The organism is Acinetobacter sp. WCHA29 (assembly GCF_002165335.1).
GTDB lineage: Bacteria > Pseudomonadota > Gammaproteobacteria > Pseudomonadales > Moraxellaceae > Acinetobacter.
Window position 1 is genome coordinate 123,441 of record NZ_NHRQ01000006.1, and the last position, 24,386, is coordinate 147,826.

Below are 24,386 nucleotides of genomic sequence, written 5' to 3' on the forward strand. Positions count from 1 at the left end.
AGACCACATTCAGGTCAAGACATCCAGACATGAAGTCAAGTATGATTTATTGTGAGTCAATCAAACATTGGTTTCATGTTATTTTGCTGACATGGTTTAGATGTTTGTAAAAAATTCATTTGTATGAGAGATAATAATCATGACCGATCAATACCAAGCATTTACACAATCACCTTTGGGTAAATTTGTTGTAAAAAATTTAGGTTTACCATCACCAGTTAGCTTAGATCGTTTTGAAAGTGCCCAACCTGTTGTAAATGGTGCCGTATTGCTTGGCGCAGCACCTTCAAGCACAATTTCTGCTGCGATTGCTCAAGTTCTTAGCAATATCCATGCAGATAGCTACGTAGGCAATAATGTTGAATTACAACAAACTGCTGCAAAAGTAGGTTTAAACCTTCGCCCTTTAAATGCAGATGATAAAGAATCTAAGTTTAAAGCGGTCGTATTTGATGCTTCAGGTATTCAAGATTCTGAACAGTTAAAAGCGTTGTATAACTTCTTTAATCCAATCGCACGTCAAATCTCAAGTTCTGGTCGTGTAATTGTAATTGGTACAACACCTGAAACAGCTAAAACCGTAAAACAAGCGATTGCTCAACGTGCGCTTGAAGGTTTTGTGAAGTCTGTTGGTAAAGAATTCAAAAAGGGTATCACTGCTCAAGTGGTTTATGTAGATCAAGGTGCTGAAGCAAACTTAGAGTCTACTTTACGTTTCTTAATTTCACCACGTTCTGCTTATGTATCTGGTCAAGTGATCCGTATTTCTAAAGCAGAAACAGTGAAATTAGATTGGGCTAAGCCACTTGCGGGTAAAACCGCACTCGTAACAGGTGCAAGCCGTGGTATCGGTGAAGCAATTGCACAAGTATTGGCACGTGATGGCGCACATGTGATTTGCTTAGATGTTCCTCAACAACAAGCTGATCTTGAGCGTGTTGCGGGTTCAATTGGCGGTTCAGTATTGGCAATCGATATTACTGCTGCTGACGCTGGCGAGAAAATCAAAACTGCTGCGGCTAAACAAGGCGGTTTGGATGTCATCGTTCACAATGCAGGTATTACTCGTGACAAAACTTTGGCAAACATGAAGCCAGAGCTTTGGGATCTAGTCATCAACATTAACTTGTCTGCAATTGAACGTGTTAACGATTACTTACTTTCTAATGATGGTTTAAATGCAAATGGTCGTATCGTTTGTGTATCATCAATCAGTGGTATCGCGGGTAACTTGGGTCAAACCAACTATGCAGTGTCTAAAGCAGGCGTAATTGGTTTGGTTAAATTTACTGCACCAACATTGAAGAATGGTATTACGATCAACGCGGTTGCACCAGGCTTCATTGAAACTCAAATGACTGCTGCGATTCCATTTGCGATTCGTGAAGCTGGTCGCCGTATGAACTCAATGAACCAAGGTGGTTTACCTGTAGATGTTGCTGAAGCAATTGCTTGGTATGCTTCTACTGGTTCAACAGGTGTGACAGGCAACGTTGTTCGCGTATGCGGTCAAAGCTTGTTGGGCGCTTAAGCGTTAAAAGTTTTGAAGAGGGGGTGCTTGTGCATCCCTTTTTTATAAAAATATAGAAAGGTTCATTATGAATACACGCCATTTTAGTCAATTACCAAAGCCTTACTTAGCTTATCCAAAAGTTATTCAAGGTTTAATTTTTAAAAAGCCAAAAGGCGAAAAAGTATTACCACAAGTTGAATATGTGGTAGATACCCTAAAGATTGATGCAAAACATTTAGAAAGCTATAACGAAATTTGTGGTTTTAAAAATGATGGTTTGGTACCAGCAATTTATCTAGCAGTACTGTCGCAAAGTCTGCAAATGCATATGATGACCAGTGAAACGTTTCCATTTGCGATTTTAGGATTGGTACATATTCGTAACCAAATCAAACAAACTCGTAAAATCGGTGTGAATGAGCAAATTACGTTGTCATGTAAATTTGGCGAACTTCAGCCACATGATAAAGGCTTACAATTCGATTTCATTACAACTGCCAAAGTGGGTGGTGAAGTGGTGATGGAAAGTTTAACGACTTATTTATCTCGTCAAAAAACTGAGAAAAAAGCTTCTGAAAAATCGAAAGAATCTAAAGAGCCTGCATATCAGCCAAAAGCAGAATGGAATATTTCTGAGAATACTGGTCGCCGCTACGCATTGATTTCAGGTGATTTTAACTTGATTCATATTCATGCAGTCACAGCTAAAGCATTTGGTTTTAAACAAGCGATTGCACATGGCATGTGGAGTAAGGCAAAAGCTTTGGCGAGTATTGAATTACCAGTTGCTTATGAAGCAGATGTTTGGTTTAAATTGCCGATGTATTTACCATCAACTGTTGAGTTTTTAACAGCTGCTGAATCAAAACAAACTGACTTCTTGATTCGTAACGTTAAATCTAAAAAGCCGCATGTTGCGGGAACAGTGAAAGCACTTTAATACTGAATCGTATGGTTGAGTCAGCCCTTTTGTTCGCAAGAGGGTTATTCTAAAAAATATAAATATCATAAGGACATGTGCATTGATTAAAGAGATTTTATTTGCCGATACGCATAACTATCATGGCAAGGTTGATCATCGTTTTATTGACCTAGCAACCCAATTCAGCCGTTTGCAAGATGCACGAAGCCATCAAGGTGGCGCTGCGTTGGTGGTATATTTCCAAGGTCAGAAAGTTGTTGATATTTTTACTGGTAAAAAATTTCAAGATCAAGATTGGCAAGCAGATACTTTGTCGATGTGCTATTCGACAGGTAAGGGCATATTGGCAACACTTGCACATATTTTAGTAAGTGAAGGCTTACTGGATTACGATACGCCTATTGCACACTACTGGCCTGAGTTTGCTCAAAATGGCAAAGCCAATATAACTTTGCGTCATGTGTTGTCCCATCAAAGTGGTTTATTTGATATCCGCAATTTGATTGATACAGCAATGGAAATGCTGGATTGGTCGCATATGTTAGAGCTAGTGGCTGCTGCTACACCACGTTTTGAAGCAGGACAAAGTTTTGCTTATCAACCGCTGACTTATGGTTGGCTCGTGGGTGGGGTTATTGAAAAAGCAGCGAAACAGCCTTTAAGTAGGTTAATGGAGCGTTATTTGGTGCAACCACTTGAGTTGGATGGCGCATATTTTGGTACACCAAACTCTGAATTACAGCGAGTTGCACGCTTACTTGAAAAACCTAAAAAACCATCTGCACCAAAGCCACAAGTTAAAAATACTGATTCACCACGCAAAGCCTCATTATCAGAAAAGTTCTTAGAATTTTCAGGACAAAGCCCAGAAGATTTCCAAGATGCGATGATCCCCAAAGGCATGCGTAATTTTAGCTTCTATAGTGATGCAGGCCTACAAGCCGTGATTCCCGCCGCCAATGGGGTGTTTACAGCAGATAGTCTTGCCAAAGTTTATGCAATGCTTGCCAATCAAGGGCAGTGGAAAGGTCAACAATTGATTCGTCCAGAAGTGTTTAAACAGTTAAGCACCGTACAATCTAAAGCACGTGATCGAGTGATGCCAATTCCAATGCATTGGCGTTTAGGCTATCACCGTATTTTAACAATGGGCAAACGTGCGCCACATGGTTTTGGACATATGGGCTTTAATGGTTCAGGTGCATGGTGTGATCCTGACCGTGAACTCAGTTTCGCTTATACGCATAATTTTAGTACCACTTCTGCAACAGGCGATTATCGTTTATGGGGCTTGAGCCAAGAGACGCTCCGCTGTGCCGATGCAATCTTAAATGGGCGGAAAGGCTGGTTTTAATTTGATCTGGTGTAATGAGGCTGCATATAGTAAATAATAGCCTCCAATGACCTGAAAAAATACCTTATCTCAATAAGCTTAGATAAGGTTTTCTAAGGAATCTTAAGTTCGAAAGCACGTAAGATCTTGCATAACTGAATCATGGGTAGACCCATCAACGTAGTTTGATCATCACCAACCATTTTCTCAAATAAGCTAATCCCTAAGCTTTCACACTTAAAACTGCCTGCGCAATGTAACGGTTGATCAATTTCGATATAACGTTCAATCTCAGTTAGTGTCAATTGGCGAAATTTCACTTGGTAATGCTCAACAAGCGTTGTTTCAAAGCCAGATTGCAAGTGCTGAACACTGAGAGCGGTGCTAAAAAACACGATTTTCCCTGAGTTTTCTTGTAATTGTTGAATAGCATTTTCAACACTTAAAGGCTTACCGATAAAGTCATATGGCGCGTGTTCACGCCAAGCGACTTGATCAGAACCAATGACAATCGCATTAGGATTCTGTTCAGCAATAACCCGTGCTTTCTGAAAAGCAAGGCGCTTGGCTAAATCATCGGCATGTAATTCACCCATGGCAGATTCATCAATATCAGGTGAAATACAACGATAGTCCAATCGTAAACGATCCATCAAGTTTTTACGAGTTTGGCTGCTCGATGCCAAAATCAATTCAAATTGATTCATTAGACCGCATATTCCACGAGAATATTCAGTGGCACATAATGCAAAACCGCGTTATGGCATGCATTCAACTTAATCGGTGGAGCATGACCTGCTTCGTATGCTTCAACCCAACGAGTCACACAAATACACCAAAAATCACCTGGTTTTAATCCAGGGAAACCCACTTCTGGTAAAGGTGTAATTAAATCATTCCCAACTTTTTGTGAAAAATTTAAAAAATCTGACGTCATTTGCGCGCACATGGTGTGCTGACCTAAGTCCGTGACCGCTGTATGGCAAAAACCATTACGGAAATAGCCCGTGATTGGGTCAAAGCAACAACTAGATAAAGGTTCGCCAAGAACATTTAAACGATTAATTTTTGGATCAGGATGAATAGACATAAGAATACAAAGATTTAATGACGATGATTATGATAATCAAAAGTGAAATTTTAGACAGCTTTTCTGCAAAAAAACTCACCTTTATTTTAGAGAATCATTTAAAATTGTGCCGTTTTTAAAATCAACTAGAGAGCCATCCATGAATTTTCAGCGCATGACTGACCTTGATTTAGCAGGTAAACGTGTTCTTATTCGTGAAGACTTAAACGTTCCTGTAAAAAATGGGGAAATTACCAGCGATGCACGTTTACGTGCTGCATTACCAACAATCAAAGCTGCGTTAGATAAAGGCGCTGCGGTAATGGTATTTTCTCATCTTGGTCGTCCTGTAGAGGGTGAGCCAAAGCCAGAGCAATCACTTGCACCAGTTGCAGCTTATTTAAGTACTGCTTTGGGTCAGGATGTTAAATTATTTACTGATTATTTAGATGGCGTTGAGGTTGAAGCGGGTCAAGTGGTATTACTTGAAAATGTACGTTTCAATCATGGCGAAAAGAAAAATAAAGAAGAGCTTGCACAAAAATATGCAGCACTTTGTGATGTATTCGTTATGGATGCATTTGGTACTGCTCACCGTGCAGAAGCGTCAACAGAAGGCGTAGCACGTTTTGCTAAAGTTGCTGCTGCTGGTCCGTTATTAGCCGCTGAATTAGATGCGCTAGGTCGAGCAATGCAAACACCTGAAAAACCAATGGTGGCAATTGTTGCGGGTTCTAAAGTATCAACAAAACTTGATGTATTAAATTCACTTTCTTGCATTTGTGATCAATTGATTGTGGGTGGTGGTATTGCTAATACATTCCTTGCTGCTGCTGGTTTCAATGTTGGTAAATCTCTCTATGAAGCTGATTTAATTGACACTGCAAAACAAATTGCTGCAAAAGTAAGTGTTCCATTACCAACTGATGTCGTTGTTGCTGATGCAACTCAAATCGACTTCAGTGACTTCTTAGGTTCTTTGGCAAACGCTCAAGCAGTCGTTAAGAAAGTAGAAGATGTTGCAGATACTGACATGATTTTAGATGTTGGTCCTGAAACTGCACAAGCTTTTGCAGAAATCTTAAAAACATCAAAAACGATTCTTTGGAATGGTCCAGTAGGCGTATTTGAAGTTGATCAATTTGGTGAAGGGACTAAGACACTTTCATTGGCAATTGCTGAATCTACTGGTTTTTCAATTGCAGGTGGTGGTGATACATTAGCAGCTATTGATAAATATGAAGTAGCGGATCAAATCGGTTATATTTCAACGGGTGGTGGTGCATTCTTAGAATTTGTAGAAGGCAAAACATTACCTGCGGTGGCTGTGTTACTTGAGCGTGCTTAAGTCAGGTTTAGCCTCTGTTATATAACAAGTGATTAAAAAAAGAGTCGATGTCAATCGGCTCTTTTTATTGTGTCATTAAAATGTCATATATTTGCAATATAATCGTCATTAACTTAACCAAGTAACTGTGGAAAGCCGTGATGAAAATGAAATTAACCCTTGCCGCTTTAATTATTGCTCCAATCATGTTGACTGCATGTGGAAAGAAAGAAGAAGCAAAAAATGTTGAACAGCAAGAACCAGTAGCTTCAGAAGTATCAGCACCGACTACGCCAGAGCAACAAGCTGCGATCAACGCAATTGATAAGCCAGAATTACAAGATAAGAAAAATGCTGAAGCAGTAAGCCCAGCTTCAGAAGAGGTTGCGAGCGAAGCTCACTAAGCTGAATGTAATAAAAAAGCCGATATTAATATCGGCTTTTTTATATTTATGAATTTGCTTTGCAATAGAAAGTAAGCGTTGTTTGATAGTCATCATCTTTGGCTAATGATGCATTTTTGCCTGTAATCGTTCCAAGTACACCCGCAGCAGCTTCCACCAATTTGCCTGTTTGTTCATCGACTACACCTTTTAAAACACCTTGATATGCAGTTTTCTCATCAACCACGACTGGTGATGTATTTCGGGTGCAAGTTTTTTGAGCGGCACTAATGGCATTATTTTTAGAGATCAAATTGGTTTTACCAATTCCCGTCACTTCATATTGATTATTTTCTTTTTGAATCGCTAAGGTGTTGGTCGGTGTTGATGCACAGGCGGTGAGCCCGAGTATCAAGCCACCTAATAAACTCATGATTAACGTTTTTTTCATTGCTTGTTCTCAAGTAGTTACCTCATTGGATTATTTGAACATATTATTTTTAATTGCTTTTGCAGGTTATGTACAGTTTGTAGTAGCACTCTGTTAAATTTCTCAAATTGATGATTAAGCAAGGATTAAACGTGGTAGAAATCAGTTAGATTATGCTAATCTAAACAAATCCTTGTGTTAGTTAGATTCATGTCAATGACGGACTCAAATATAGAGACAATTCATCAAAATATTCATCAACGTCAATCTATTGGGCAATTAATTGAGCCAGCACCGAATACAAAACAACTCGAAAAAGCGGTACAAGCAGCATTAACTGCACCCGATCATCATCGTTTAAAACCAACACGTTTTGTGGTTATAACACCTGAGCAACGAGCGGCTTTTGGTGAGTTTTTAGCAAATGCTTTAGCTGATATGGGCGAAAATGACCCTGCACAATTAGAAAGGGTGAAGCATCATCCATTTCGCGCGCCACTTTTGGTTTTAGCACTTACGACAATTCAGGATCATCCGAAAGTCCCGCATTTTGAACAAATTTTAAGTACGGGTGCAGCCATTCAGAACTTTTTATTGTCTTTGCAAGCACAAGGTTTTGCGAGTATGTGGCGTTCTGGTGCAGTTGTAGAATCCAATTGGCTTAAACAACAGTTGGGCTTAAAAGAGCAAGATTTGATTTCTGGTATTATTTATATTGGAACAGCTGCTAAAACGATTGCACCTCGTGCAGAAATAGAGAGTCAAGATTTTTTAAAAATATGGCAACAAGTTTAATCTTATTGATGAATGATTAAAGAAAGAAATTGGTTTCAGGAAAAAAAATGACAGAGTTAAAATTTAGTGATTTAGTTGAGCCTGTGGCTGTAGATCAAAAAACAGCATTAAGAATTACTGTATTAGGTGGTGGAAGTTTTGGTACAGCAATGGCAAATTTAGCTGTACGCAATGGTTGCGATACCATGATTTGGATTCGAGATGCGGCTGTAGCAGAAGAAATTAATCAAACACATATTAATAAACGTTATTTACCTGATTATCCATTAGAGCCAGCTTTGCGCGCTGTTGCTGATTTAGAATTAGCAGTAAGAGATCGAGATATTATTTTGGTCGCAATTCCTAGTCACTCATTTCGTGATGTTTTAAAACAAATTGCGCCGTTTATTACAGCCCAAGCAGTAGTTTCATTAACCAAAGGCATTGAAGCAAAAACCTTTAGTTTTATGAGTGAAATTATTCGCGCAGAATTACCAGAAGTTCCTTATGGTGTTTTATCAGGTCCTAATCTAGCAAAAGAAATTATGGCAAGCATGCCATCAGGAACAGTGATTGCAAGTGAATCGGAATTGGTTCGCTATGCGGTACAACATGCTTTGCATAGCGCATTGTTCCGTGTGTTTGGTAGTGATGATGTACACGGTGTGGAACTTGGTGGTGCATTAAAAAATATTTATGCAGTTGCCATGGGAATGGGCGCAGCTTATAACATTGGTGAAAATACCAAGAGTATGATTTTGACCCGTGCTTTGGCTGAGATGAGCCGTTTTGCAGTCAAGCAGGGTGCGAATCCTTTGACTTTCTTAGGGCTTTCTGGTGTAGGTGATTTATTCGCAACTTGTAATAGTCCATTAAGTCGCAACTATCAAATTGGTTTTGCACTCGGTTCGGGTAAAACACTTGATCAAGCAACTAAAGAATTAGGTCAAACAGCCGAAGGGATTAATACCATTGTCCAAGTACGTGCTAAAGCACAAGAACTGGATGTTTATATGCCGATTACCAATGCCTTATATGAAGTTATTTTTGAAAATGCGCCACCAATGACGATCGCTTTATCATTGATGAAAAATGGTCATCGTAGTGATGTAGAATTTGTTTTACCACATCATGAAGTTTAATCAGAAAACTGTCATCAATCATTGTTAATATATAGGTATAAATAATAAGGTCGTTATATGCAGTTAACTTTAGTACGTCACGGTGAAGCATCTCCAGCAATCAACGGTAATGATACGCAACGCCCATTAACAGTGCGTGGACATCAACAAGCTGAGCAAACAGGACATTTTTTAAAAGATGTCATTCAGCCTGAAATTTTTATTGTTAGTCCACTATTACGTGCCCAAGAAACTTTGGCACACATCAAAGCTCATTTTTACGGCATTCCTGTTTTAATTTGCGATAAAATTAAACCTGATGATGATGCTAAAGATGCAATTGAATGGTTATCTAAATTACCCTATGAATCTATTGCTGTGGTCTGTCATATGAATGTTGTGGCACATATTGCAGAGCAATTGACCCATGAGAATTTTAATCCGTTTGCATTAGCAGAAGCACGTATTTATGATCAAGCTGTGATTGCTAATGGTTTATCGACACAAAAGAATCGTTTTATACCAACACTATAATTTATATATCCGCGATAGGATAAGGGTACTGAACACCGATGCTGTATATATGGATGCCCGAAACCAATGGAACATGGTATTGGTCGGCAGGGGAAAATTGGTTGCAGACAAATAGTCTTGAGCAGTTGATTCAGGACTTACAAGTGCATAATGGAAAAGAGGCAGTGGTCTATTTTCCAAGCCGTAATGCGCAAATCTTGCAACAGCCTATGACAAAAATGCACTACAAGCAGTTAGGGCAAGAAGGGCTTAAATACTTATTAGAAGAATATGTGACTTTGCCAATCGATCAAATGAAGGTGGTTCATCATTTTCAAAATGATCAGCTTAGTGTGATGGGCGTGGCTCATTCCACAGTTGAGACATGGCAACATGCGCTTAGTCTTTTGCCAATTCAAATTGCAGCGTTCTTACCTGATTTTTTAATTCTGCCAACGCCAGAAGAAAACCAAGTGGTGATTGCAAACCTCTATGATCACTTATTGGTAAGAGAATCGGAATGGTCTGGTAATTCAGTGGATGACTTGGGATTATTCCTTGAGTTTCAAACACCTGAAACGAATTATAAGCTGGCAAATCTTAGTTCAACTGAATTAGCAACAGTTATGGCTGCTTCAACCCAAGATCAATACACTGAATTTAGTTACCAATTTCAGCCCTTGGCAAAGGCAAAACAGCATCCATTTAATGTTTTGCCAAAATCCAAGAATGCAGAAGTTCAGTGGTCAGGTTATTGGAAAGCTTCAGCATTGGTTTTGGTTGCCGTCATTTTTGTTCAATTGGGTTATGACGCTTTACGTTGGTCTAAACTAAAAAAAGTGGCTGATCAGACATCGGCTCAGGCGATAGATCAATATAAATTGTGGTTTGGTGAAAATAGTCGCGTTACTGAGCAAAACATTAAAAGTCAGTTCGAAAGTCAATTACGAATGAGTCAGCTGGGTGATACACAAGCACTTTCGTTGTTGAGTCGAGTAGGACCGATTTTAATGCAGAAACAGATCATTGCTCAGCAAGTTAATTATGATGCTTCGACTTTAGCAATGTCATTAAAAGCTAAATCTGCAGATGACTTACAAGGATTAACTCAACAATTAAACCAACAAGGTTTCCAAGCTGAATTGGGTAATGTTCAAGCAGATTCGATTGGTGCGATTGGGGTGGTAAAAGTAAAATAATGAAAGCATTAACAAGTCTACAAAATAGTTTCGATCAAAAAATTGAAACCTTAAATCAATATTTACAGAGCTTATCTGTACGTGAACGCGTGATGGTAATTTTCACAACAGTTTTTTTAGTTGTTGTGATTATTGGTTTTGCATTATGGAAAATGCATGCTTTGGCTGAGCAACAGCAAAAACGTTTAAATGAATTAAAAGATTTAATGGTTTGGATGCAAAGTAATGCAGCAACAATGAAACCTGCAAATGATCTAGAGCTATCAGCAGCAGATAAAATTCAACGTACGGCACAACAACAAGGCTTATCAGTTTCTTCACAGCAGAATGGTGAGCAAATTCAAATTGTCGCTGAACATCAAAATTATGCTGTTCTTGCAAACTTCTTAATGCAACTTTCTCAAATGGGGTTAAGTATCCAGAAAATGGACTTGGTTTTAAATAACAATCAAATCAAGTTAACTGCGACCGTGCAATAACTATAAAGGAGCTTGAAGCTCCTTTATAGTTATAGACTCATCATGATGAGTATGATTAACTCTGAATGACTCTAACTCTAAAATAATTTTTTAAGATCAGAAAAATACAAACGAACAATGACTTTTTTGGGGTAGCTATGTTTGATGACGTTGGTAAGTGCTTCTTCTGTAATCTGCAATAATGTCAAACATTCCAATGCACTAGGTTGTGAATGCCAAAGTTCTGCAAAATCCCAAACAGAGACTAAGATTAAAAATCTGAATAAAACCAGAAAATTGTTTAATCAAGAAGCACTAAAGCAAAGACTCTACAAAATAAGCCTATGTCAAGCATGGTGTTTTGTTGAGCCTATGCCTATAATACGGCTACTTGAAAAATCAGTAGACTGTGATTGGTATGTTATATTCATTGGCTCGCCCTTTGTTGTTTACTTTGGCACCAGAGCGTGCACATGAACTCACACTTTCTATGCTCGATACAGCGCATAAATTTGGATTGATGCATCAGAAAACTGCACATAAACCAGTGAGCTGTATGGGTATCGAGTTTCCAAACCCTGTTGGTCTTGCCGCTGGTTTAGATAAAAATGGTGCGCACATTGATGCTCTAGCTGCTTTAGGTTTCGGTTTTATTGAAATAGGTACCATTACACCACGTCCACAAGCAGGTAATCCTCAACCACGTTTATTTCGTATTCCAGAAGCGAAAGCAATCATCAATCGCATGGGATTCAATAATGACGGTGTTGATCAACTGATTGAAAATGTTAAAGCTGCTAAGTTTAAAGGCGTTTTAGGAATTAACATTGGTAAAAATGCAGATACTGCCGTTGAAGATGCGGTTTCTGATTATTTGATTTGTTTAGAAAAAGTTTATAACTACGCATCATATATTACAGTTAATATTTCTTCACCGAATACAAAGAATTTACGTAGTTTACAAAGTGGCGATGCACTTACAGAGCTATTACAAACTTTGAAACAACGTCAACTAGAACTTGCTAAAGAAAATAATCATTATGTTCCTTTAGTACTCAAAGTAGCGCCAGATTTAACGCCTGAAGATATTACATTTATCGCTAAACAATTATTGAAATTTAAGATTGATGGCTTAATTGTTACCAATACAACATTAGGGCGAGACGGTGTTGAAAATCTGCCAAATGGTAATGAGGCAGGTGGTTTGTCGGGCGCACCCGTTTTTGAAAAAAGCACCGAATGTTTACGTCAGTTCGCCGATGTTTTAGATGGAAAAATTCCTTTAATTGGTGTCGGGGGAATTGTTTCAGGTGAGCAGGCCGTAGCAAAACAAGAGGCGGGCGCGAGTCTCGTTCAAGTATACAGTGGCCTTATTTATACAGGCCCAACACTAGTAAAAGATTGTGTTAACGCGATGACTGTGTGACATGAACACACTTGATATCATCATCCTGATCATCTTGCTCATTGGAGGGCTGAACGGTTTGCGTCAAGGATTTATTAAAGCCTTTGCGAACTTGATCGGGTGGATATTCGCATTGGTCATTGGGGCTAAATATGCAGTCATTTGGGCACCTGCGATGAGCAGTCTAAGCCAAGACCCAGTCGTGCAAAAAATTGCTGCTTTTGCTTTTATTGTGTTAGTCATCGTGATTTGCACGTGGGTGATTACCGCATTCCTCAATGGGCTCTTGAAAAGTTTAAAATTGGGCCCATTAAATCGTCTAGCAGGCGGTGCATTTGGTTCACTCAAAGGTTTATTAATTGTCTTGATTGCGATGCAGGGTGTCGGTCCTTGGGTGAATAGTTCACCACATTGGAAACAATCAAAATTTGTACAGATCTTATTGCCATACGCGCCATTAGCGACTGAAATATCAAAAGATGCTGCAAATGAAGCGATACATCAAATGACATCTGAAGGTGCGTTATTACATCGCCCTTCGACTGAAATGGAGGAGTCAGAACGCGCTTCAGTAGATCAACGTTCTGATCATTCAACGAAAAATCCTTTTTATTAATTGGGGTTAAACCCCGTTCCTAGCTTGTCGAGAGGTTGCTATGTGTGGAGTTGTTGGGATTGCCGGTAAATCGCCAGTAAACCAAATGTTATTTGATGCCTTGACGATGTTACAACATCGAGGACAAGATGCAGCAGGGATTGTAACTTGCCATCAAGGGCGTTTATTCCTCCGCAAAGATAATGGTATGGTGCGTGATGTATTCCATACCCGTCACATGCGTGCTTTGCTTGGTAACTATGGGATAGGACATGTTCGTTATCCAACAGCAGGTTCATCAAGTAGTGCTGAAGCACAGCCGTTTTATGTAAACTCTCCATATGGTATTACCCTTGCACACAATGGTAACTTGACCAACGCCGCAGAAATTCATGATGATCTGTTTAAAACAGATTTACGTCACATGAATACTGATTCTGATTCTGAAGTTTTACTCAACGTGTTTGCACATGAGTTACAGAAGATCGGTACACTCAACCCAACGCCAGAAAATATCTTCCACACCGTATCTCGTGTTCATGAGCGTTGTAAAGGTGCTTATGGGGTTGTTGCGATGATCACAGGTCATGGGCTTGTTGGTTTCCGTGATCCAAACGGGATTCGTCCTTTGGTTTACGGTTCTCGTGAAACTGAGCAAGGCACTGAATATATCATTGCCTCTGAATCCGTTGCGATTACAGCGCTAGGTTTTAAAGTTGAGCGTGATATTGCACCAGGTGAGGCAATTTTCATTAATTCAAATGGTGAATTGTTTACCAAACAATGTGCAGTAAATCCTGAATATCGTCCATGTATTTTTGAATATGTGTACTTTGCTCGCCCAGATGCAACAATTGATGGCATCTCAGTTTATAAAGCTCGTTTAAAAATGGGTGAAAAGCTGGCTTATAAAATTTTGAAGGAATGGGGTAAAGAGCACGATATTGATGTGGTCATTCCAATTCCAGATACTAGCCGTACTTCAGCATTAGAATTGGCTAATATTTTGGGCGTGAAATTCCGTGAAGGTTTTATGAAAAACCGTTACATCGGACGTACCTTCATTATGCCAGGTCAACAGCAGCGCAAAAAATCAGTTCGTCAAAAGCTAAACCCAGTTGAGCTTGAATTTAAAGATAAAAATGTACTGTTAGTGGATGACTCGATTGTACGTGGTACAACGTGTAATGAGATTATTCAAATGGCACGTGATTCTGGCGCGAAGAAAGTATTCTTTGCTTCGGCTGCACCTATGGTGAAATATCCAAACGTGTATGGTATCGATATGCCAGCAAAATCTGAATTAATTGCTTCAGATCGTACAGTTGAAGAAATTCGTGAGATTATTGGTGCAGATCGTTTAGTTTTCCAAGATTTGGAAGATTTAAAGAACGCAGTGCGGACTAGCAAAGTACCTAATTTAAGAGAATTCGAATGTTCAGTATTTGACGGGATCTATGTGGCTGGTGGGATTGATAATGACTATCTGATTAATCTCGAGCAGAAACGTAATGATTCAGCAAAAAAGAAAGCAGATGGTTATATTGATGTAAATATCGATGCTTCTTCTGTTGATTTAACAGGTATTAAAGAAGAGTAATCATTTAAATCTATAGAAAAGCGGGAAATTCCCGCTTTTTTATTTTATGATACTTAAGGTTTCGAAGCCTCTAAGATCAACAATGTAATCAGGAAAATTTACATTGAAAGAAATGAGCCATTATTTAATTGAAAATAAAAATATTGCATGGTCGGTAAGTTTTTGCTTGCTCGCTATGTTGTCGACAGTTTTTATTCTCAATTTGATTTTGGGGTTAGTCGTTCATTTCTTTGACTACACTCAAGCCATTTGGTGGCATGTTCTTAGTCCATATTTTATCTTTCTTTTATTCTTCGTTATGGTTTGGTCGGTTGGTGCTGAACTGTATGTCTTACGTGAAGGCGGCCATTCACTCGCAAAACAACTTAAAGCTAGACGCCTTGTTTTTGATGAGAGTACGCCCGAAGAAAGCACAGCATTAAAAGTCGTAGAGCAAGTTGCTCAAAGTTTTGCGATCGATACCCCCGCTGTTTATGTGCTCCCAGATGAAGTTGGTGTGAATGCCTTAACCGCAGGCTTCAGATCTCAAGACATCGTAATTATTTTAACGTGGGGTGCTCTACAAAATTTGGATGAGCTAGAGCTATATGGCTTATTAAGTTATGAATTCAACCAGATTTTATCAGGCGAAGCAGTCGAAAATACCAAATTAAAAATTTTATACAGTGGTTTAACCACCTTTAGTCAATGGGGGAGTAAATTAGCTCAAGCAGGCTACAATCCTTATGCAACGTCTTATCGAAACAAATTCGAAACTATTTTTGTTGCGATTGGTGGAGTGATTTGGCTGATTGGTAGTTTAGGCATCTTAATTACGCGTTTAATTAAATATTTGACCTTAAGTGGGCGAACCTTTCGTAATGACCTGAAAACTATGCGTTTGATGAATAATAATGCCAATATTCAAACCTTGTTACGTATCTATGTCCACCATTCAGGTTCGCAAATTCATAGTGCGTATTCAGAATCGATTTCACATATGTGTTTCGCAAATTCTCTTAGTCCGCAAAGTTGGATGAATATTCATCCAAGTATCAAAGATCGAATTTATGAACTAAATCCTACTTTGCTACAGGATTTGCAATTAGAAAATTTAAAAAAGCTACGTAATCGTCCTTTATTTAGTCTGTTTCGTTCTTTGGAAGAAGAAATGACAGATATGACATTACCTTGGAGTTCTCCACAGCCTTTACCTTTATTACGTTTATCACCGATCAGTTTTGCCTTAAATGATGCAATTAAGCCTTTAAACTCTGAAATGCGGAAGAATAAAAAACGCCCAGAATTGATACAAAGAGCGATGCAAACGGCGACAGGTTCAAGGGAGGTGATGGTTGCGATTCTAATGATTCGTCAATATCGTGAGTTTATTCCTCAAGAAGCCGCGGTAAGTCATGCAATTGTTGATTCTTTATTGAATTTAGATGGTCGTATTCATGTTCAAATCTTCCATGATGCCTGTAAGAATATTGGACACATGCCGACAAGTATTGCTCGTCAATTTTTGACTAAATTGGCTTGTATTATTCAAGAAGACGGTGAAGTGGGTCTGCTTGATGCTTTATTGTTGGAGAGAGTAAAGCGTGAACTTAATCTTATGCCTGCACATTTACCAACATCATTTGAAGATGTGAAAGCACAAATTGTGCATTTAATTGATGCTTTATTGCATGTACAACAAATTAATAGTCCAAATCAGCTTGAGGTGCGTGAGCGAATTCTTCAGCAGATTTTAGCACCCGAAGAAATGCAGATTTATGCAGATATTTCTGATGAACCACTTGATTTAGCAGAAATTTTAAATGATGTTTCAGGCTTATTATTACGTGATCGCCTCAATATTTTAGCAATTGCAGAGCGATGTTTATGGAGCGATCGTATCATCACGCAAGATGAATTAGATGTTTTAGAGTTGCTTTATTGGCGTTTAGGATTCGATACACGTGAAGTGGTTGAACAAATGCAAAAGAAAAATAGTTTGATGATTATTTAATAATAAACTCGTATTAGAGCTAAAAAGATCAAGCTTAAAACGTTACGTGACAATCACATAAAATGATTTAATTTCAAGGTAAGCTTGCCCTTTATTTTAATCTTGAATTACGCATTTTTTGAGTAAGTTATGCAACATATTGAAATTTTAAAGGCTTTATTTTTAGGGTTTATTGAGGGTTTGACCGAGTTTTTACCGATTTCAAGTACGGGACATTTAATTTTATTTGGTCACATGATCGACTTCCATTCTGACGATGGGCGTGTATTTGAAGTTGTCATTCAGCTTGGTGCAATTTTGGCTGTTTGTTGGTTATACCGACAAAAGATTTTTGATTTGGTTAAAGGTTTTTTTAGTGGCGATTCAGAAGCGCGTCATTTTGCTTTTAGCGTTTTAATTGCTTTTTTTCCTGCTGTCGTGATTGGTATTTTTGCAGTCGATTTTATTAAAAGTGTTCTATTTAGTCCACTTGTGGTCGCAATCGCACTGATTGTTGGCGGTCTGATTATTTTCTGGGTTGAATCCAAGAATTTTGATCATAAAACAACTGAAGCGATAAAAATTACTTACAAGCAAGCTTTTTTAGTCGGTTGTGCACAATGTGTTGCGATGATTCCAGGGACTTCTCGTTCTGGTGCTACCATTGTGGGAGGAATGTTCTCAGGCTTGTCTCGTAAAGCGGCAACAGAATTTTCTTTCTTTCTCGCGATGCCAACGATGTTGGGGGCTGCAACTTTTGATCTTATTCGTAATGTAGATGTATTGACACAAGATAATATGTTGAATATTGGGGTCGGTTTTGTTGCTGCTTTTATTTCGGCATTATTGGTGGTGAGCGCATTAGTTAAATTTGTTGAGCGTCACACTTTACGCGTATTTGCTTGGTATCGAATTGTACTGGGTATAATTTTATTATTTGTTTTTCTATAAAAATAAAATCTCCCTTTTAGAAAAATTACTAAAAGGGAGGGATTCTAAGTTAAAATTCTTATTCTTTATTTCTTTTTTTATGTTTAGAACTGGTTCGATTGTAAGATGACAATAGCTAAAATGAATGCCCGAGATTTAATCATTGATTTACTTTTAGGGCTACAAGGTCGTGAGATCTCGATTAAACAAATTATTATCGCAGCGAAGCTTTTTGAGATTAGCGGAAATAGTATTCGTGTCGCAGTAACCCGATTATCTAGTGATGGGGTGATTGAGGCGATTGAGCGGGGTATATATCAATTTACGGCTAAATCACACGAATGGGCCGATGTAATGTTGAACCGTAAAAACGGAATTAAACAAACAAAACAATGGGATCACCAATACTTAGCTGTCTTTACGGGTGAATTAGGGCGGGTTGATCGTACAGCTTTAAACCGCCGAGAACGCGCATTAAAGCACTTCGGTTTTAAAGAGTTAGAACAAGGTATTTATATTCGCCCTGATAATTTAGCCATTTCTTTTAAAGAGGTATTTTTGGCATTACAAGCTTCTGGCTTAGAAAAAAGCGCCAAAATTTGCCAAATTAATCATTTCGACACCACAACATTAAATAAAATTCCGAAGCTTTGGCCCACTCAAACACTTAACCAAAACTATAAAAAATATAGTCAAATGATTCAAAAGTGGTTGGAGACAGTTGAGCAATTAAGTTTAGATATTGCTGCTAAAGAATCGCTATTGCTTGGTCGGCAGACCATTTCTTTGCTGATGAATGATCCATTATTGCCTGAGGATTTTGTTGATGTTCATTTACGTGATCAATTTGCGTTAAGTGTTCAGCGATTGGATCAGACTGGACTGGAATTGTGGCAACGATTCTATGAAATTAGTTTAGTATAAATATTACTGAAAAATTAATTTTAATGTATTGACAGAAATATTACTTAATCTAAAATAAAAAATATATTTATGTATCTATAGAAATAAAAAAATTGTAGGGTAGGGATATGAATACACGTACATCAATAAGTGATTTGTTCACAAGAGAAGAAATCACAGAATTGACAACAAAGTCAGATTTACACGGTAGTTGGGCTGTTTTATCAACTTGGGCAGTCATTGGTGGAACCTTCGCTGCAGTTGCCAGTACATGGGAGTATTTACCTGTCTGGGGCAAATTACTGATGTGTATAGCTGCATTGGTAATATTAGCGGGTCGTCAACTTGCGCTTGCAATCATTATGCACGATGCTTCACACCAAAGCTTATTTAAAACCAAATGGCTGAATGATATTGCCACTGATTGGCTTTGTGCTCGCCCAATCTGGAATGATTTAAAGAAATATCGTGCCCATCATTTACGCCATCACAGTAAAACTTCTACCGTAGAGGATCCTGATCTGTCTTTGGTAGAGGGTTTCCCAACTTCGAAGAAATCGTTAATGCGTAAGTTTTTCCGTGATGTTTCTGGAATAACAGGATTAAAATTCGCACTTGGACGAGTGCTTATGGATGTTGAGAAAATGGAGTGGACGGTATCTAACGACCGTCGTTGGATTTCTCAAGAGGGACGCCATTGGGTCGACTATCCAAAAGCATTTCTAAAAAATAGTGGTGGTGCAATAGCAACAAATGCTGCTTTGTTTTCAATATTATGGGCAGCCGGTCATCCTAAATTATATGCGCTTTGGATATTGGCATATTTAACACCATTTCCATTATTTTTACGTGTTCGTTCAATGGCAGAACATGCAGGTATGCCAACCAGTAATAGTGCATTAACGAATACACGATCTACAAAAGCAGGTTATATTGCTCGTGCTTTAGTTGCGCCCATCCATGTGAATTTCCATAAAGAACATCACTTAATGGCAACAGTTCCATATTTTAAGTTACCTAAAATGCACCAGATGTTATTAGAGCGTGGACATGTTCCTGAGCCACCTAGTTATTGGCAAGTCTTAAATGAACTTTCAGATCAAGCTGATTAAATGTTTGTTTATAGTTTTAGTCATAATTTAAAAATAATCTAAGTCATTTGGGATGTATTGTTATGGCACTTAGTAAGCATGAAATTACTCGTTTTTTGGCACAGGAATTTCCTCAAGCACTCGAAAAAACTAGTATTGAAGAGATTAGCCCTAAAGGGGCACAGTTACTTTATAAAATCGATCAGAACGATTTACGTCCAGGTCAAACTGTATCAGGTCCAACCTTGATGTTGGTGGCTGATTTCGCGCTATATGTTGCGATTATGGGACATTTAGGTCTAATTGCTATGGCTGTTACCACCAACATGACCATTAATTTTTTTCGTAAACCGAATGGAAATCAAGATATTAAAGCTGAATGTAAATTAATCAAAGTTGGTAAAACATTAGTTACAGGTGAAGTGTGGTTATATTCTTTGGATGATGAAGAACCAGTTGCGCATGTGATTGGAACATATGCGCTTCCACCACGAAAAGCTCAGTAATTATTTGACTAATTAGAATTGTTTAAAATGATCTTGTTTAGAGAGTAATTGACTGGAAATTCCTAAGATTTGAAACTTGGACGATGTGATGGTGCGATTATTAGTGGTTTGCGTGGTCGCCAATTCAATAAATATGTAGCATCATTGGATGCAATTGGTGCGTGAACAGACTTAAAAACAGCAATACTTGCCTATCAATGATTGTTGCTTATAAACCCTTTGAACTCTATAAAGGTTTGGGGGATAAAGGCGGAATCGTAAAATTTCCATTAACACAAATTTCAGCAAATTTTATTATTCCAAAGGATAAGTTTCCTGAAGGATTTGGGCAAAAGTCTCGTGAATGGGTAGTGGGTCAACTTGATGGTACTTTGAATATCATCGCAAAATATGAAAAAGAAATTCCTGAAAAATATTGGATGAACATTCCCCCCGAAGAACAGCTTAATTATATGAAAATGATGCGCGAAGCTCGTATTTGTTTAACCAAAGCAGGTATTTATGATCCAAAAATGATGAACTTTCTGAAAAAAGTGCGTTGTAAGCAAAATCCAAATAGTTTTGAATATGCCCTGAATGATGAATAAAGCATCGTTTACAATTCTGAAAACCTCTTTATTCATTGTAATTAAGAGGTTTTTTATTCATTCCAAAATGTTAAATTTTAAAAAACATAACAACATTTAAGTATGCGAAAGAGTAAGAACATGCTAAAACTAACTATGTTCAAATTTATTTGTTCTTACTAAACTCGGCTAATATGACGCAATCGTTCGACTTCATACCTTTATCGCAAATTGAATCAAATCAAGAACATATTTTAGCGATTAAACGTAATGATTTACTTCCTCTTCTCAATGATCCACATCGTTTGAATCATTATGCAGATCATTTAGTTCAAGCTCAAAGTGTATTACTGAATGGTGTTGACCCTAGATTGAATCAGCAATTGAGTGAAGTGATTACCCAGATTATTCAGCAACTTTCAATTTCCAAAAAACATTTAGGTGGTCGTCGTTTTAACGCGTTGCAAAAATGGTTAGGTATAGATGTTGAATACGATGCTGGTCAAGTAAAGTTTGTCAAAGATCTTGAGCGTTTAATCAATGAAGCAAATCATTTAAGTCAGCGCTTACAGATCGAAATTCAAAAATCGCAATCACGACTACAGCAAGCTTTAGGTTTGAGAGAACAGATGGCCGCTTATATCCGCGCCGCTGATGAATTTTTAAGAGAATATCCTCAATTTACTCAACAGCAAAAGCTTGACCATTTTGTTGAACGGCTCTCAAAAAAAATAAACACCTTACACACCTTACAAACGAGTAATGATATTGCGATGAAACAAATGCAGTTATCACAAGAGTTATCTTTTGGCTTGCTAGATCGATTTAAAGAAGCACAACAGGTTTTGATTCCTGCATGGCAATATCACGTTAAACAAAGTACAGTATCGACTTCAACAAATACACTTGATCAGCTTGATAAAAGTCGAGAAGATTTAATTAAAAATTTGAAAAAATCATTACAGAAATAAGAGGGAAAAAAGATGTCAGATTCAGAACTTAGCAAATTATCTCATGAGCTTGAAGTAAAGCCTGAGCAACGTTTTGAACAGTTGAATTTAAAAGATTTAGGATTGCAACCACATGATCTTGCAGAAGTAATGGATGCACATAAAGAATTGGCAGATATCAGTACCACAGTGGTAGCTGAATATGGCAAAAATATTGCCAGTAAAACTTCAACTTATACCGATGAACTGTTAAATCTGGTTCAGAATAAAGATTTGGATACGACTGGACAAAAACTTAATGAGGTCGTGCAAGTCGCACAGCAATTAAATACTTCAAGTATTTTGAATAAATCAAAAAGCTCTGGGTTTTTTGGCGGTTTACTGAGTAAGTTTAAAAATGCTAAACAAAATTTTGATCAGCATTTTAATACCACTAAAGAGCAGATTGATGTATTGCTTAAAGAAATTGAAAGCTCTCAATCGGGGTTGAAAGCTCGGGTTGGAACCTTAGATAAAATGTTTGATGCGGTACAGGATGAATATAAACAGCTTGGTGTTTATACTGCTGCAGGGCAATTAAAACAGCAGGATATTCAGCAACAGATCTCAATGCTCACATCACAAGAGCAGGATCAACAAACGACGCAACAGATTTATGATCTTAATCATTTGGCCAATAATCTTGAGAAAAGAGTCAGTGATTTGCAGGTTTTACAACAATCTGCAATGCAGACTTTGCCGATGATTCGGATCATCCAGTCGAATAATTTAATGTTGGTAGATAAGTTCTATGCCATTAAGAACATTACGCTACCTGCATGGAAAAATCAGATTAGTCTGGCGATTTCATTACAAGAGCAAAAGAATAGTGTCCAGTTAGCAAAAGCGATTGATGACACAACGAATGAATTATTACGCCGTAATGCTGAATTATTGCATCAAAACTCAGTCGATACTGCGAAAGCGAATCAACGTTCAGTGATTGATGTAGAAACACTTGAACATGTACAAAACACCCTCATTAAAACAGTAAATGATGTGATTCAGATCCAGAAAGAAGGGATGCAAAAGCGTGCGGAAGCGACAACACGTTTACGTGCTTTGCAAGAGAACTTAAATCATTTAGTGCTTGAGCATAGCCAGCCACCTAAATCTTGATATTGTTAATTTTTGAAGGAAAAATCATTGTCACCCATAAACGATTTTAGTGTACAACCGATTGACCAACGTTTAGATGCATTAAAAAAACGTCAACGTCATTTAATGATCTGGTTCGTTTTAGCCTGTACATTGGTCGTTATTACAGTTGCATCGTTATTTTTGCAAAAAGAATTTATCTATCGGTTCTTTGATCTTTCCACGCATGTTCAGGCATTAGATTTGCCTTATCATGTTCAAGAATTGGTGCCATTTAAACAACCAGTCGATTATTTTTTTAATTTATTATCATGGTTTGGTTGGTTGTTTCTAAAAATTTTGGTTTCGTTTATTGGGGCATTTTTACTGCTCAGTTGGATGAAGAAATTTAAGTTTTTTCAACAACGTTTCCAAGCATGGACACAGCGTATTCTAGCTTGGATTATTGCCTTTATTTTGCTTTGGTCCAGTCTGAGCTACATTCAATACGATTGGAAAGATGAAACCAAACAGGCGTATCAACAATGGATGAGCTATCAAAATAATATTGTTGAAAGTCAAATTGCTCAAGATTTACAGCAGGCCAACATTTCATCGACTGAAAAAGCCTATGTGTTGGCGCAAGTAGCTTTATTGCATCAGCCTATCGATCGTAAAACTGCCAATGTCTACGTGAATCAATTGATTGTCGCTGAGAAGAATAACCCGATTCAGTTTAAACAATATGATTTTAAGCCTGAACAGTTATGGGTTATGCAGCAGCAGCTATATGGTAAGAGTATCACCTCAATTACTCAGCCCTTAGATCTGCGTGCACAACAAGCCGAACGTATTTCTCAGATTGTGAATGTAATTTTATGGGGCTTGATTGTGTTGGTTGTTGCTTTAAGCACTATTTTGTATGTACTCGCTAAGCAATTGAAAAATCGCCATATGCGCATTAATCAAAAGCTTGATGTCTCTTAAATCTTAATTCGGTTTATCCGATTAAATTTATAAAAACATACTGTTTTACCTATTTATTAGTTTTGCGTACTATAGCTTCATCGAATGAATTTAGCTGATTTGAACTGCTTAGAATTTGGAGAAATACATGTTAGATCAAAATATTAAAACTCAATTAAAAGCTTACTTAGAACGTTTAGAAAGTCCAATCGAGTTAGTTGCGGCTTTAGATGAATCAGACAAAGCTGCAAAAATCAAAGAACTCGTCACTGAAATTGCAGAACTTTCTGACCAGGTTACGGCGCGTTTTGACGGTTCAAACGCTCGCCGTCCGAGTTTCGGTGTAGCTAAAGCAGGTGAACAACCACGTGTGTTCTTTGCTGGCTTACCGATGGGACATGAGTTTACTTCTTTGATCTTGGCTTTATTACAAGTATCAGGTTATGCGCCTAAAGTCTCTGATGAAGTCTTGAACCAGATCAAAGGCTTAAACTTAAAAGCAAACTTTGATGTGTTTGTTTCATTGAGCTGCCATAATTGTCCAGATGTGGTTCAAGCACTCAACTTGATTGCAATCTATAACCCGAATGCAACGGCGACTATGATTGATGGTGGTTTCTTCCAAGAAGAAGTTGAAGAACGCAAAATCTTAGCTGTACCGATGGTCTTTCAAGACAATGAACATATTGGACAAGGTCGTATGACTTTGGAAGAAATCGTGGCGAAGCTAGATACCAACTCAGC

25 protein-coding genes and 1 pseudogene are annotated in these 24,386 nt (G+C 37.9%); 23 read left to right on the forward strand and 3 right to left on the reverse strand.

Annotated features, from left to right (window positions below; translation table 11 throughout):
- Positions 1 to 139 precede the first annotated feature (139 nt).
- The 3 genes from CDG59_RS06685 (at position 140) to CDG59_RS06695 (ending at position 3,789) form a co-directional block, all read left to right on the forward strand.
- Entirely contained in the window at positions 140 to 1,531 is a 1,392-nt protein-coding gene (locus tag CDG59_RS06685) for a 3-oxoacyl-ACP reductase (protein ID WP_087536867.1), read from the forward strand.
- 67 nt (positions 1,532 to 1,598) lie between these two features.
- Positions 1,599 to 2,453 (forward strand): MaoC family dehydratase, encoded by an 855-nt coding sequence (locus CDG59_RS06690; RefSeq protein ID WP_087544364.1) that lies wholly within the window; start codon positions 1,599 to 1,601, stop codon positions 2,451 to 2,453.
- Positions 2,454 to 2,535: 82 nt separating this feature from the next.
- Positions 2,536 to 3,789, forward strand: coding sequence for a serine hydrolase domain-containing protein (locus tag CDG59_RS06695; protein WP_087544368.1), 1,254 nt, complete (start codon positions 2,536 to 2,538; stop codon positions 3,787 to 3,789).
- A gap of 92 nt (positions 3,790 to 3,881) precedes the next feature.
- Here CDG59_RS06695 and CDG59_RS06700 read toward each other — a convergent pair whose 3' ends face one another.
- Together CDG59_RS06700 and CDG59_RS06705 are read right to left on the reverse strand one after the other, a co-directional pair.
- Complete coding sequence (locus CDG59_RS06700; RefSeq protein WP_087544370.1) at positions 3,882 to 4,475, reverse strand: Maf family protein; 594 nt, start codon at positions 4,473 to 4,475, stop codon at positions 3,882 to 3,884.
- Complete coding sequence (locus tag CDG59_RS06705) at positions 4,475 to 4,858, reverse strand: DUF2237 family protein (protein WP_004680899.1); 384 nt, start codon at positions 4,856 to 4,858, stop codon at positions 4,475 to 4,477. The genes CDG59_RS06700 and CDG59_RS06705 overlap by 1 nt, the downstream gene beginning before the upstream one ends.
- Positions 4,859 to 4,997: 139 nt before the next feature.
- Between CDG59_RS06705 and CDG59_RS06710 the strand changes: the two genes are divergently transcribed.
- Positions 4,998 to 6,185 (forward strand): phosphoglycerate kinase, encoded by a 1,188-nt coding sequence (locus CDG59_RS06710; protein ID WP_087544372.1) that lies wholly within the window; start codon positions 4,998 to 5,000, stop codon positions 6,183 to 6,185.
- Between the two features lie 140 nt (positions 6,186 to 6,325).
- On the forward strand, positions 6,326 to 6,568 hold the full coding sequence (locus tag CDG59_RS06715) for a hypothetical protein (protein WP_087544374.1): 243 nt from the start codon (positions 6,326 to 6,328) through the stop codon (positions 6,566 to 6,568).
- 46 nt (positions 6,569 to 6,614) lie between these two features.
- Here the strand turns inward: CDG59_RS06715 and CDG59_RS06720 are convergent, their stop codons facing one another.
- On the reverse strand, positions 6,615 to 6,998 hold the full coding sequence (locus CDG59_RS06720) for a hypothetical protein (RefSeq protein ID WP_087544376.1): 384 nt from the start codon (positions 6,996 to 6,998) through the stop codon (positions 6,615 to 6,617).
- A 195-nt stretch (positions 6,999 to 7,193) separates the two neighbouring features.
- Between CDG59_RS06720 and CDG59_RS06725 the strand changes: the two genes are divergently transcribed.
- The 18 genes and pseudogenes from CDG59_RS06725 to CDG59_RS06810 form a co-directional block, all read left to right on the forward strand.
- Entirely contained in the window at positions 7,194 to 7,772 is a 579-nt protein-coding gene (locus tag CDG59_RS06725; RefSeq protein ID WP_087544378.1) for a nitroreductase, read from the forward strand.
- 47 nt (positions 7,773 to 7,819) lie between these two features.
- The gene (locus tag CDG59_RS06730; RefSeq protein ID WP_087544380.1) at positions 7,820 to 8,893 is read left to right on the forward strand and encodes an NAD(P)H-dependent glycerol-3-phosphate dehydrogenase; all 1,074 of its coding nucleotides are present in this window, start codon (positions 7,820 to 7,822) and stop codon (positions 8,891 to 8,893) included.
- Positions 8,894 to 8,950: 57 nt separating this feature from the next.
- Positions 8,951 to 9,406 carry a SixA phosphatase family protein gene (locus tag CDG59_RS06735; protein ID WP_087536875.1) on the forward strand — a complete coding sequence of 152 codons (456 nt, stop codon included), beginning with the start codon at positions 8,951 to 8,953 and terminating at the stop codon, positions 9,404 to 9,406.
- Positions 9,407 to 9,444: 38 nt separating this feature from the next.
- Positions 9,445 to 10,584 carry a type II secretion system protein GspL gene (gene gspL / locus CDG59_RS06740; protein WP_087544382.1) on the forward strand — a complete coding sequence of 380 codons (1,140 nt, stop codon included), beginning with the start codon at positions 9,445 to 9,447 and terminating at the stop codon, positions 10,582 to 10,584.
- Positions 10,584 to 11,063 carry a type II secretion system protein GspM gene (gspM, locus tag CDG59_RS06745; protein WP_087544384.1) on the forward strand — a complete coding sequence of 160 codons (480 nt, stop codon included), beginning with the start codon at positions 10,584 to 10,586 and terminating at the stop codon, positions 11,061 to 11,063. The genes gspL and gspM overlap by 1 nt, the downstream gene beginning before the upstream one ends.
- 397 nt (positions 11,064 to 11,460) lie before the next feature.
- Positions 11,461 to 12,468, forward strand: coding sequence for a quinone-dependent dihydroorotate dehydrogenase (locus CDG59_RS06750; RefSeq protein ID WP_005215517.1), 1,008 nt, complete (start codon positions 11,461 to 11,463; stop codon positions 12,466 to 12,468).
- A 1-nt stretch (position 12,469) separates the two neighbouring features.
- Entirely contained in the window at positions 12,470 to 13,063 is a 594-nt protein-coding gene (locus tag CDG59_RS06755; protein ID WP_087536878.1) for a CvpA family protein, read from the forward strand.
- 40 nt (positions 13,064 to 13,103) lie between these two features.
- Positions 13,104 to 14,642, forward strand: a complete 1,539-nt coding sequence (purF, locus tag CDG59_RS06760; RefSeq protein WP_087536879.1) for an amidophosphoribosyltransferase — start codon at positions 13,104 to 13,106, stop codon at positions 14,640 to 14,642.
- A gap of 103 nt (positions 14,643 to 14,745) precedes the next feature.
- On the forward strand, positions 14,746 to 16,635 hold the full coding sequence (locus CDG59_RS06765) for a M48 family metalloprotease (RefSeq protein ID WP_171066556.1): 1,890 nt from the start codon (positions 14,746 to 14,748) through the stop codon (positions 16,633 to 16,635).
- 129 nt (positions 16,636 to 16,764) lie between these two features.
- Positions 16,765 to 17,565 carry an undecaprenyl-diphosphate phosphatase gene (locus CDG59_RS06770; RefSeq protein WP_087544386.1) on the forward strand — a complete coding sequence of 267 codons (801 nt, stop codon included), beginning with the start codon at positions 16,765 to 16,767 and terminating at the stop codon, positions 17,563 to 17,565.
- A 105-nt stretch (positions 17,566 to 17,670) separates the two neighbouring features.
- The gene (locus tag CDG59_RS06775) at positions 17,671 to 18,468 is read left to right on the forward strand and encodes a PaaX family transcriptional regulator C-terminal domain-containing protein (protein ID WP_087544388.1); all 798 of its coding nucleotides are present in this window, start codon (positions 17,671 to 17,673) and stop codon (positions 18,466 to 18,468) included.
- A 107-nt stretch (positions 18,469 to 18,575) separates the two neighbouring features.
- The gene (locus CDG59_RS06780; RefSeq protein WP_005160663.1) at positions 18,576 to 19,559 is read left to right on the forward strand and encodes a fatty acid desaturase family protein; all 984 of its coding nucleotides are present in this window, start codon (positions 18,576 to 18,578) and stop codon (positions 19,557 to 19,559) included.
- Positions 19,560 to 19,621: 62 nt separating this feature from the next.
- On the forward strand, positions 19,622 to 20,044 hold the full coding sequence (locus CDG59_RS06785; RefSeq protein ID WP_087544390.1) for a PaaI family thioesterase: 423 nt from the start codon (positions 19,622 to 19,624) through the stop codon (positions 20,042 to 20,044).
- A 66-nt stretch (positions 20,045 to 20,110) separates the two neighbouring features.
- Positions 20,111 to 20,631 (forward strand): annotated as a pseudogene (locus tag CDG59_RS06790) (putative solute-binding protein); the annotation flags it as partial.
- 173 nt (positions 20,632 to 20,804) lie between these two features.
- On the forward strand, positions 20,805 to 21,581 hold the full coding sequence (locus CDG59_RS06795) for a tellurium resistance protein (RefSeq protein ID WP_087544392.1): 777 nt from the start codon (positions 20,805 to 20,807) through the stop codon (positions 21,579 to 21,581).
- 12 nt (positions 21,582 to 21,593) lie between these two features.
- Positions 21,594 to 22,718 carry a toxic anion resistance protein gene (locus CDG59_RS06800; protein WP_087544394.1) on the forward strand — a complete coding sequence of 375 codons (1,125 nt, stop codon included), beginning with the start codon at positions 21,594 to 21,596 and terminating at the stop codon, positions 22,716 to 22,718.
- 27 nt (positions 22,719 to 22,745) lie between these two features.
- The gene (locus tag CDG59_RS06805; protein ID WP_087544396.1) at positions 22,746 to 23,663 is read left to right on the forward strand and encodes a hypothetical protein; all 918 of its coding nucleotides are present in this window, start codon (positions 22,746 to 22,748) and stop codon (positions 23,661 to 23,663) included.
- A gap of 127 nt (positions 23,664 to 23,790) precedes the next feature.
- Positions 23,791 to 24,386, forward strand: a 596-nt coding sequence (locus CDG59_RS06810) for a thioredoxin family protein (protein ID WP_171295000.1), incomplete at its 3' end; no start/stop codon positions are given.

Coding starts and splice junctions, on each gene's coding strand:
- CDG59_RS06770 (WP_087544386.1), top strand. CDS start 16,765: ATGCAACATATTGAAATTTTAAAGGCTTTATTTTTAGGGTTTATTGAG.
- CDG59_RS06775 (WP_087544388.1), top strand. CDS start 17,671: ATGACAATAGCTAAAATGAATGCCCGAGATTTAATCATTGATTTACTT.
- gspM (WP_087544384.1), top strand. CDS start 10,584: ATGAAAGCATTAACAAGTCTACAAAATAGTTTCGATCAAAAAATTGAA.
- CDG59_RS06690 (WP_087544364.1), top strand. CDS start 1,599: ATGAATACACGCCATTTTAGTCAATTACCAAAGCCTTACTTAGCTTAT.
- gspL (WP_087544382.1), top strand. CDS start 9,445: ATGCTGTATATATGGATGCCCGAAACCAATGGAACATGGTATTGGTCG.
- CDG59_RS06800 (WP_087544394.1), top strand. CDS start 21,594: ATGTCAGATTCAGAACTTAGCAAATTATCTCATGAGCTTGAAGTAAAG.
- CDG59_RS06700 (WP_087544370.1), bottom strand. CDS start 4,475: ATGAATCAATTTGAATTGATTTTGGCATCGAGCAGCCAAACTCGTAAA.
- CDG59_RS06725 (WP_087544378.1), top strand. CDS start 7,194: ATGACGGACTCAAATATAGAGACAATTCATCAAAATATTCATCAACGT.
- CDG59_RS06715 (WP_087544374.1), top strand. CDS start 6,326: ATGAAAATGAAATTAACCCTTGCCGCTTTAATTATTGCTCCAATCATG.
- CDG59_RS06735 (WP_087536875.1), top strand. CDS start 8,951: ATGCAGTTAACTTTAGTACGTCACGGTGAAGCATCTCCAGCAATCAAC.
- CDG59_RS06780 (WP_005160663.1), top strand. CDS start 18,576: ATGAATACACGTACATCAATAAGTGATTTGTTCACAAGAGAAGAAATC.
- CDG59_RS06755 (WP_087536878.1), top strand. CDS start 12,470: ATGAACACACTTGATATCATCATCCTGATCATCTTGCTCATTGGAGGG.
- CDG59_RS06785 (WP_087544390.1), top strand. CDS start 19,622: ATGGCACTTAGTAAGCATGAAATTACTCGTTTTTTGGCACAGGAATTT.
- CDG59_RS06710 (WP_087544372.1), top strand. CDS start 4,998: ATGAATTTTCAGCGCATGACTGACCTTGATTTAGCAGGTAAACGTGTT.
- CDG59_RS06705 (WP_004680899.1), bottom strand. CDS start 4,858: ATGTCTATTCATCCTGATCCAAAAATTAATCGTTTAAATGTTCTTGGC.
- purF (WP_087536879.1), top strand. CDS start 13,104: ATGTGTGGAGTTGTTGGGATTGCCGGTAAATCGCCAGTAAACCAAATG.
- CDG59_RS06750 (WP_005215517.1), top strand. CDS start 11,461: ATGTTATATTCATTGGCTCGCCCTTTGTTGTTTACTTTGGCACCAGAG.
- CDG59_RS06795 (WP_087544392.1), top strand. CDS start 20,805: ATGACGCAATCGTTCGACTTCATACCTTTATCGCAAATTGAATCAAAT.
- CDG59_RS06730 (WP_087544380.1), top strand. CDS start 7,820: ATGACAGAGTTAAAATTTAGTGATTTAGTTGAGCCTGTGGCTGTAGAT.
- CDG59_RS06685 (WP_087536867.1), top strand. CDS start 140: ATGACCGATCAATACCAAGCATTTACACAATCACCTTTGGGTAAATTT.
- CDG59_RS06720 (WP_087544376.1), bottom strand. CDS start 6,998: ATGAAAAAAACGTTAATCATGAGTTTATTAGGTGGCTTGATACTCGGG.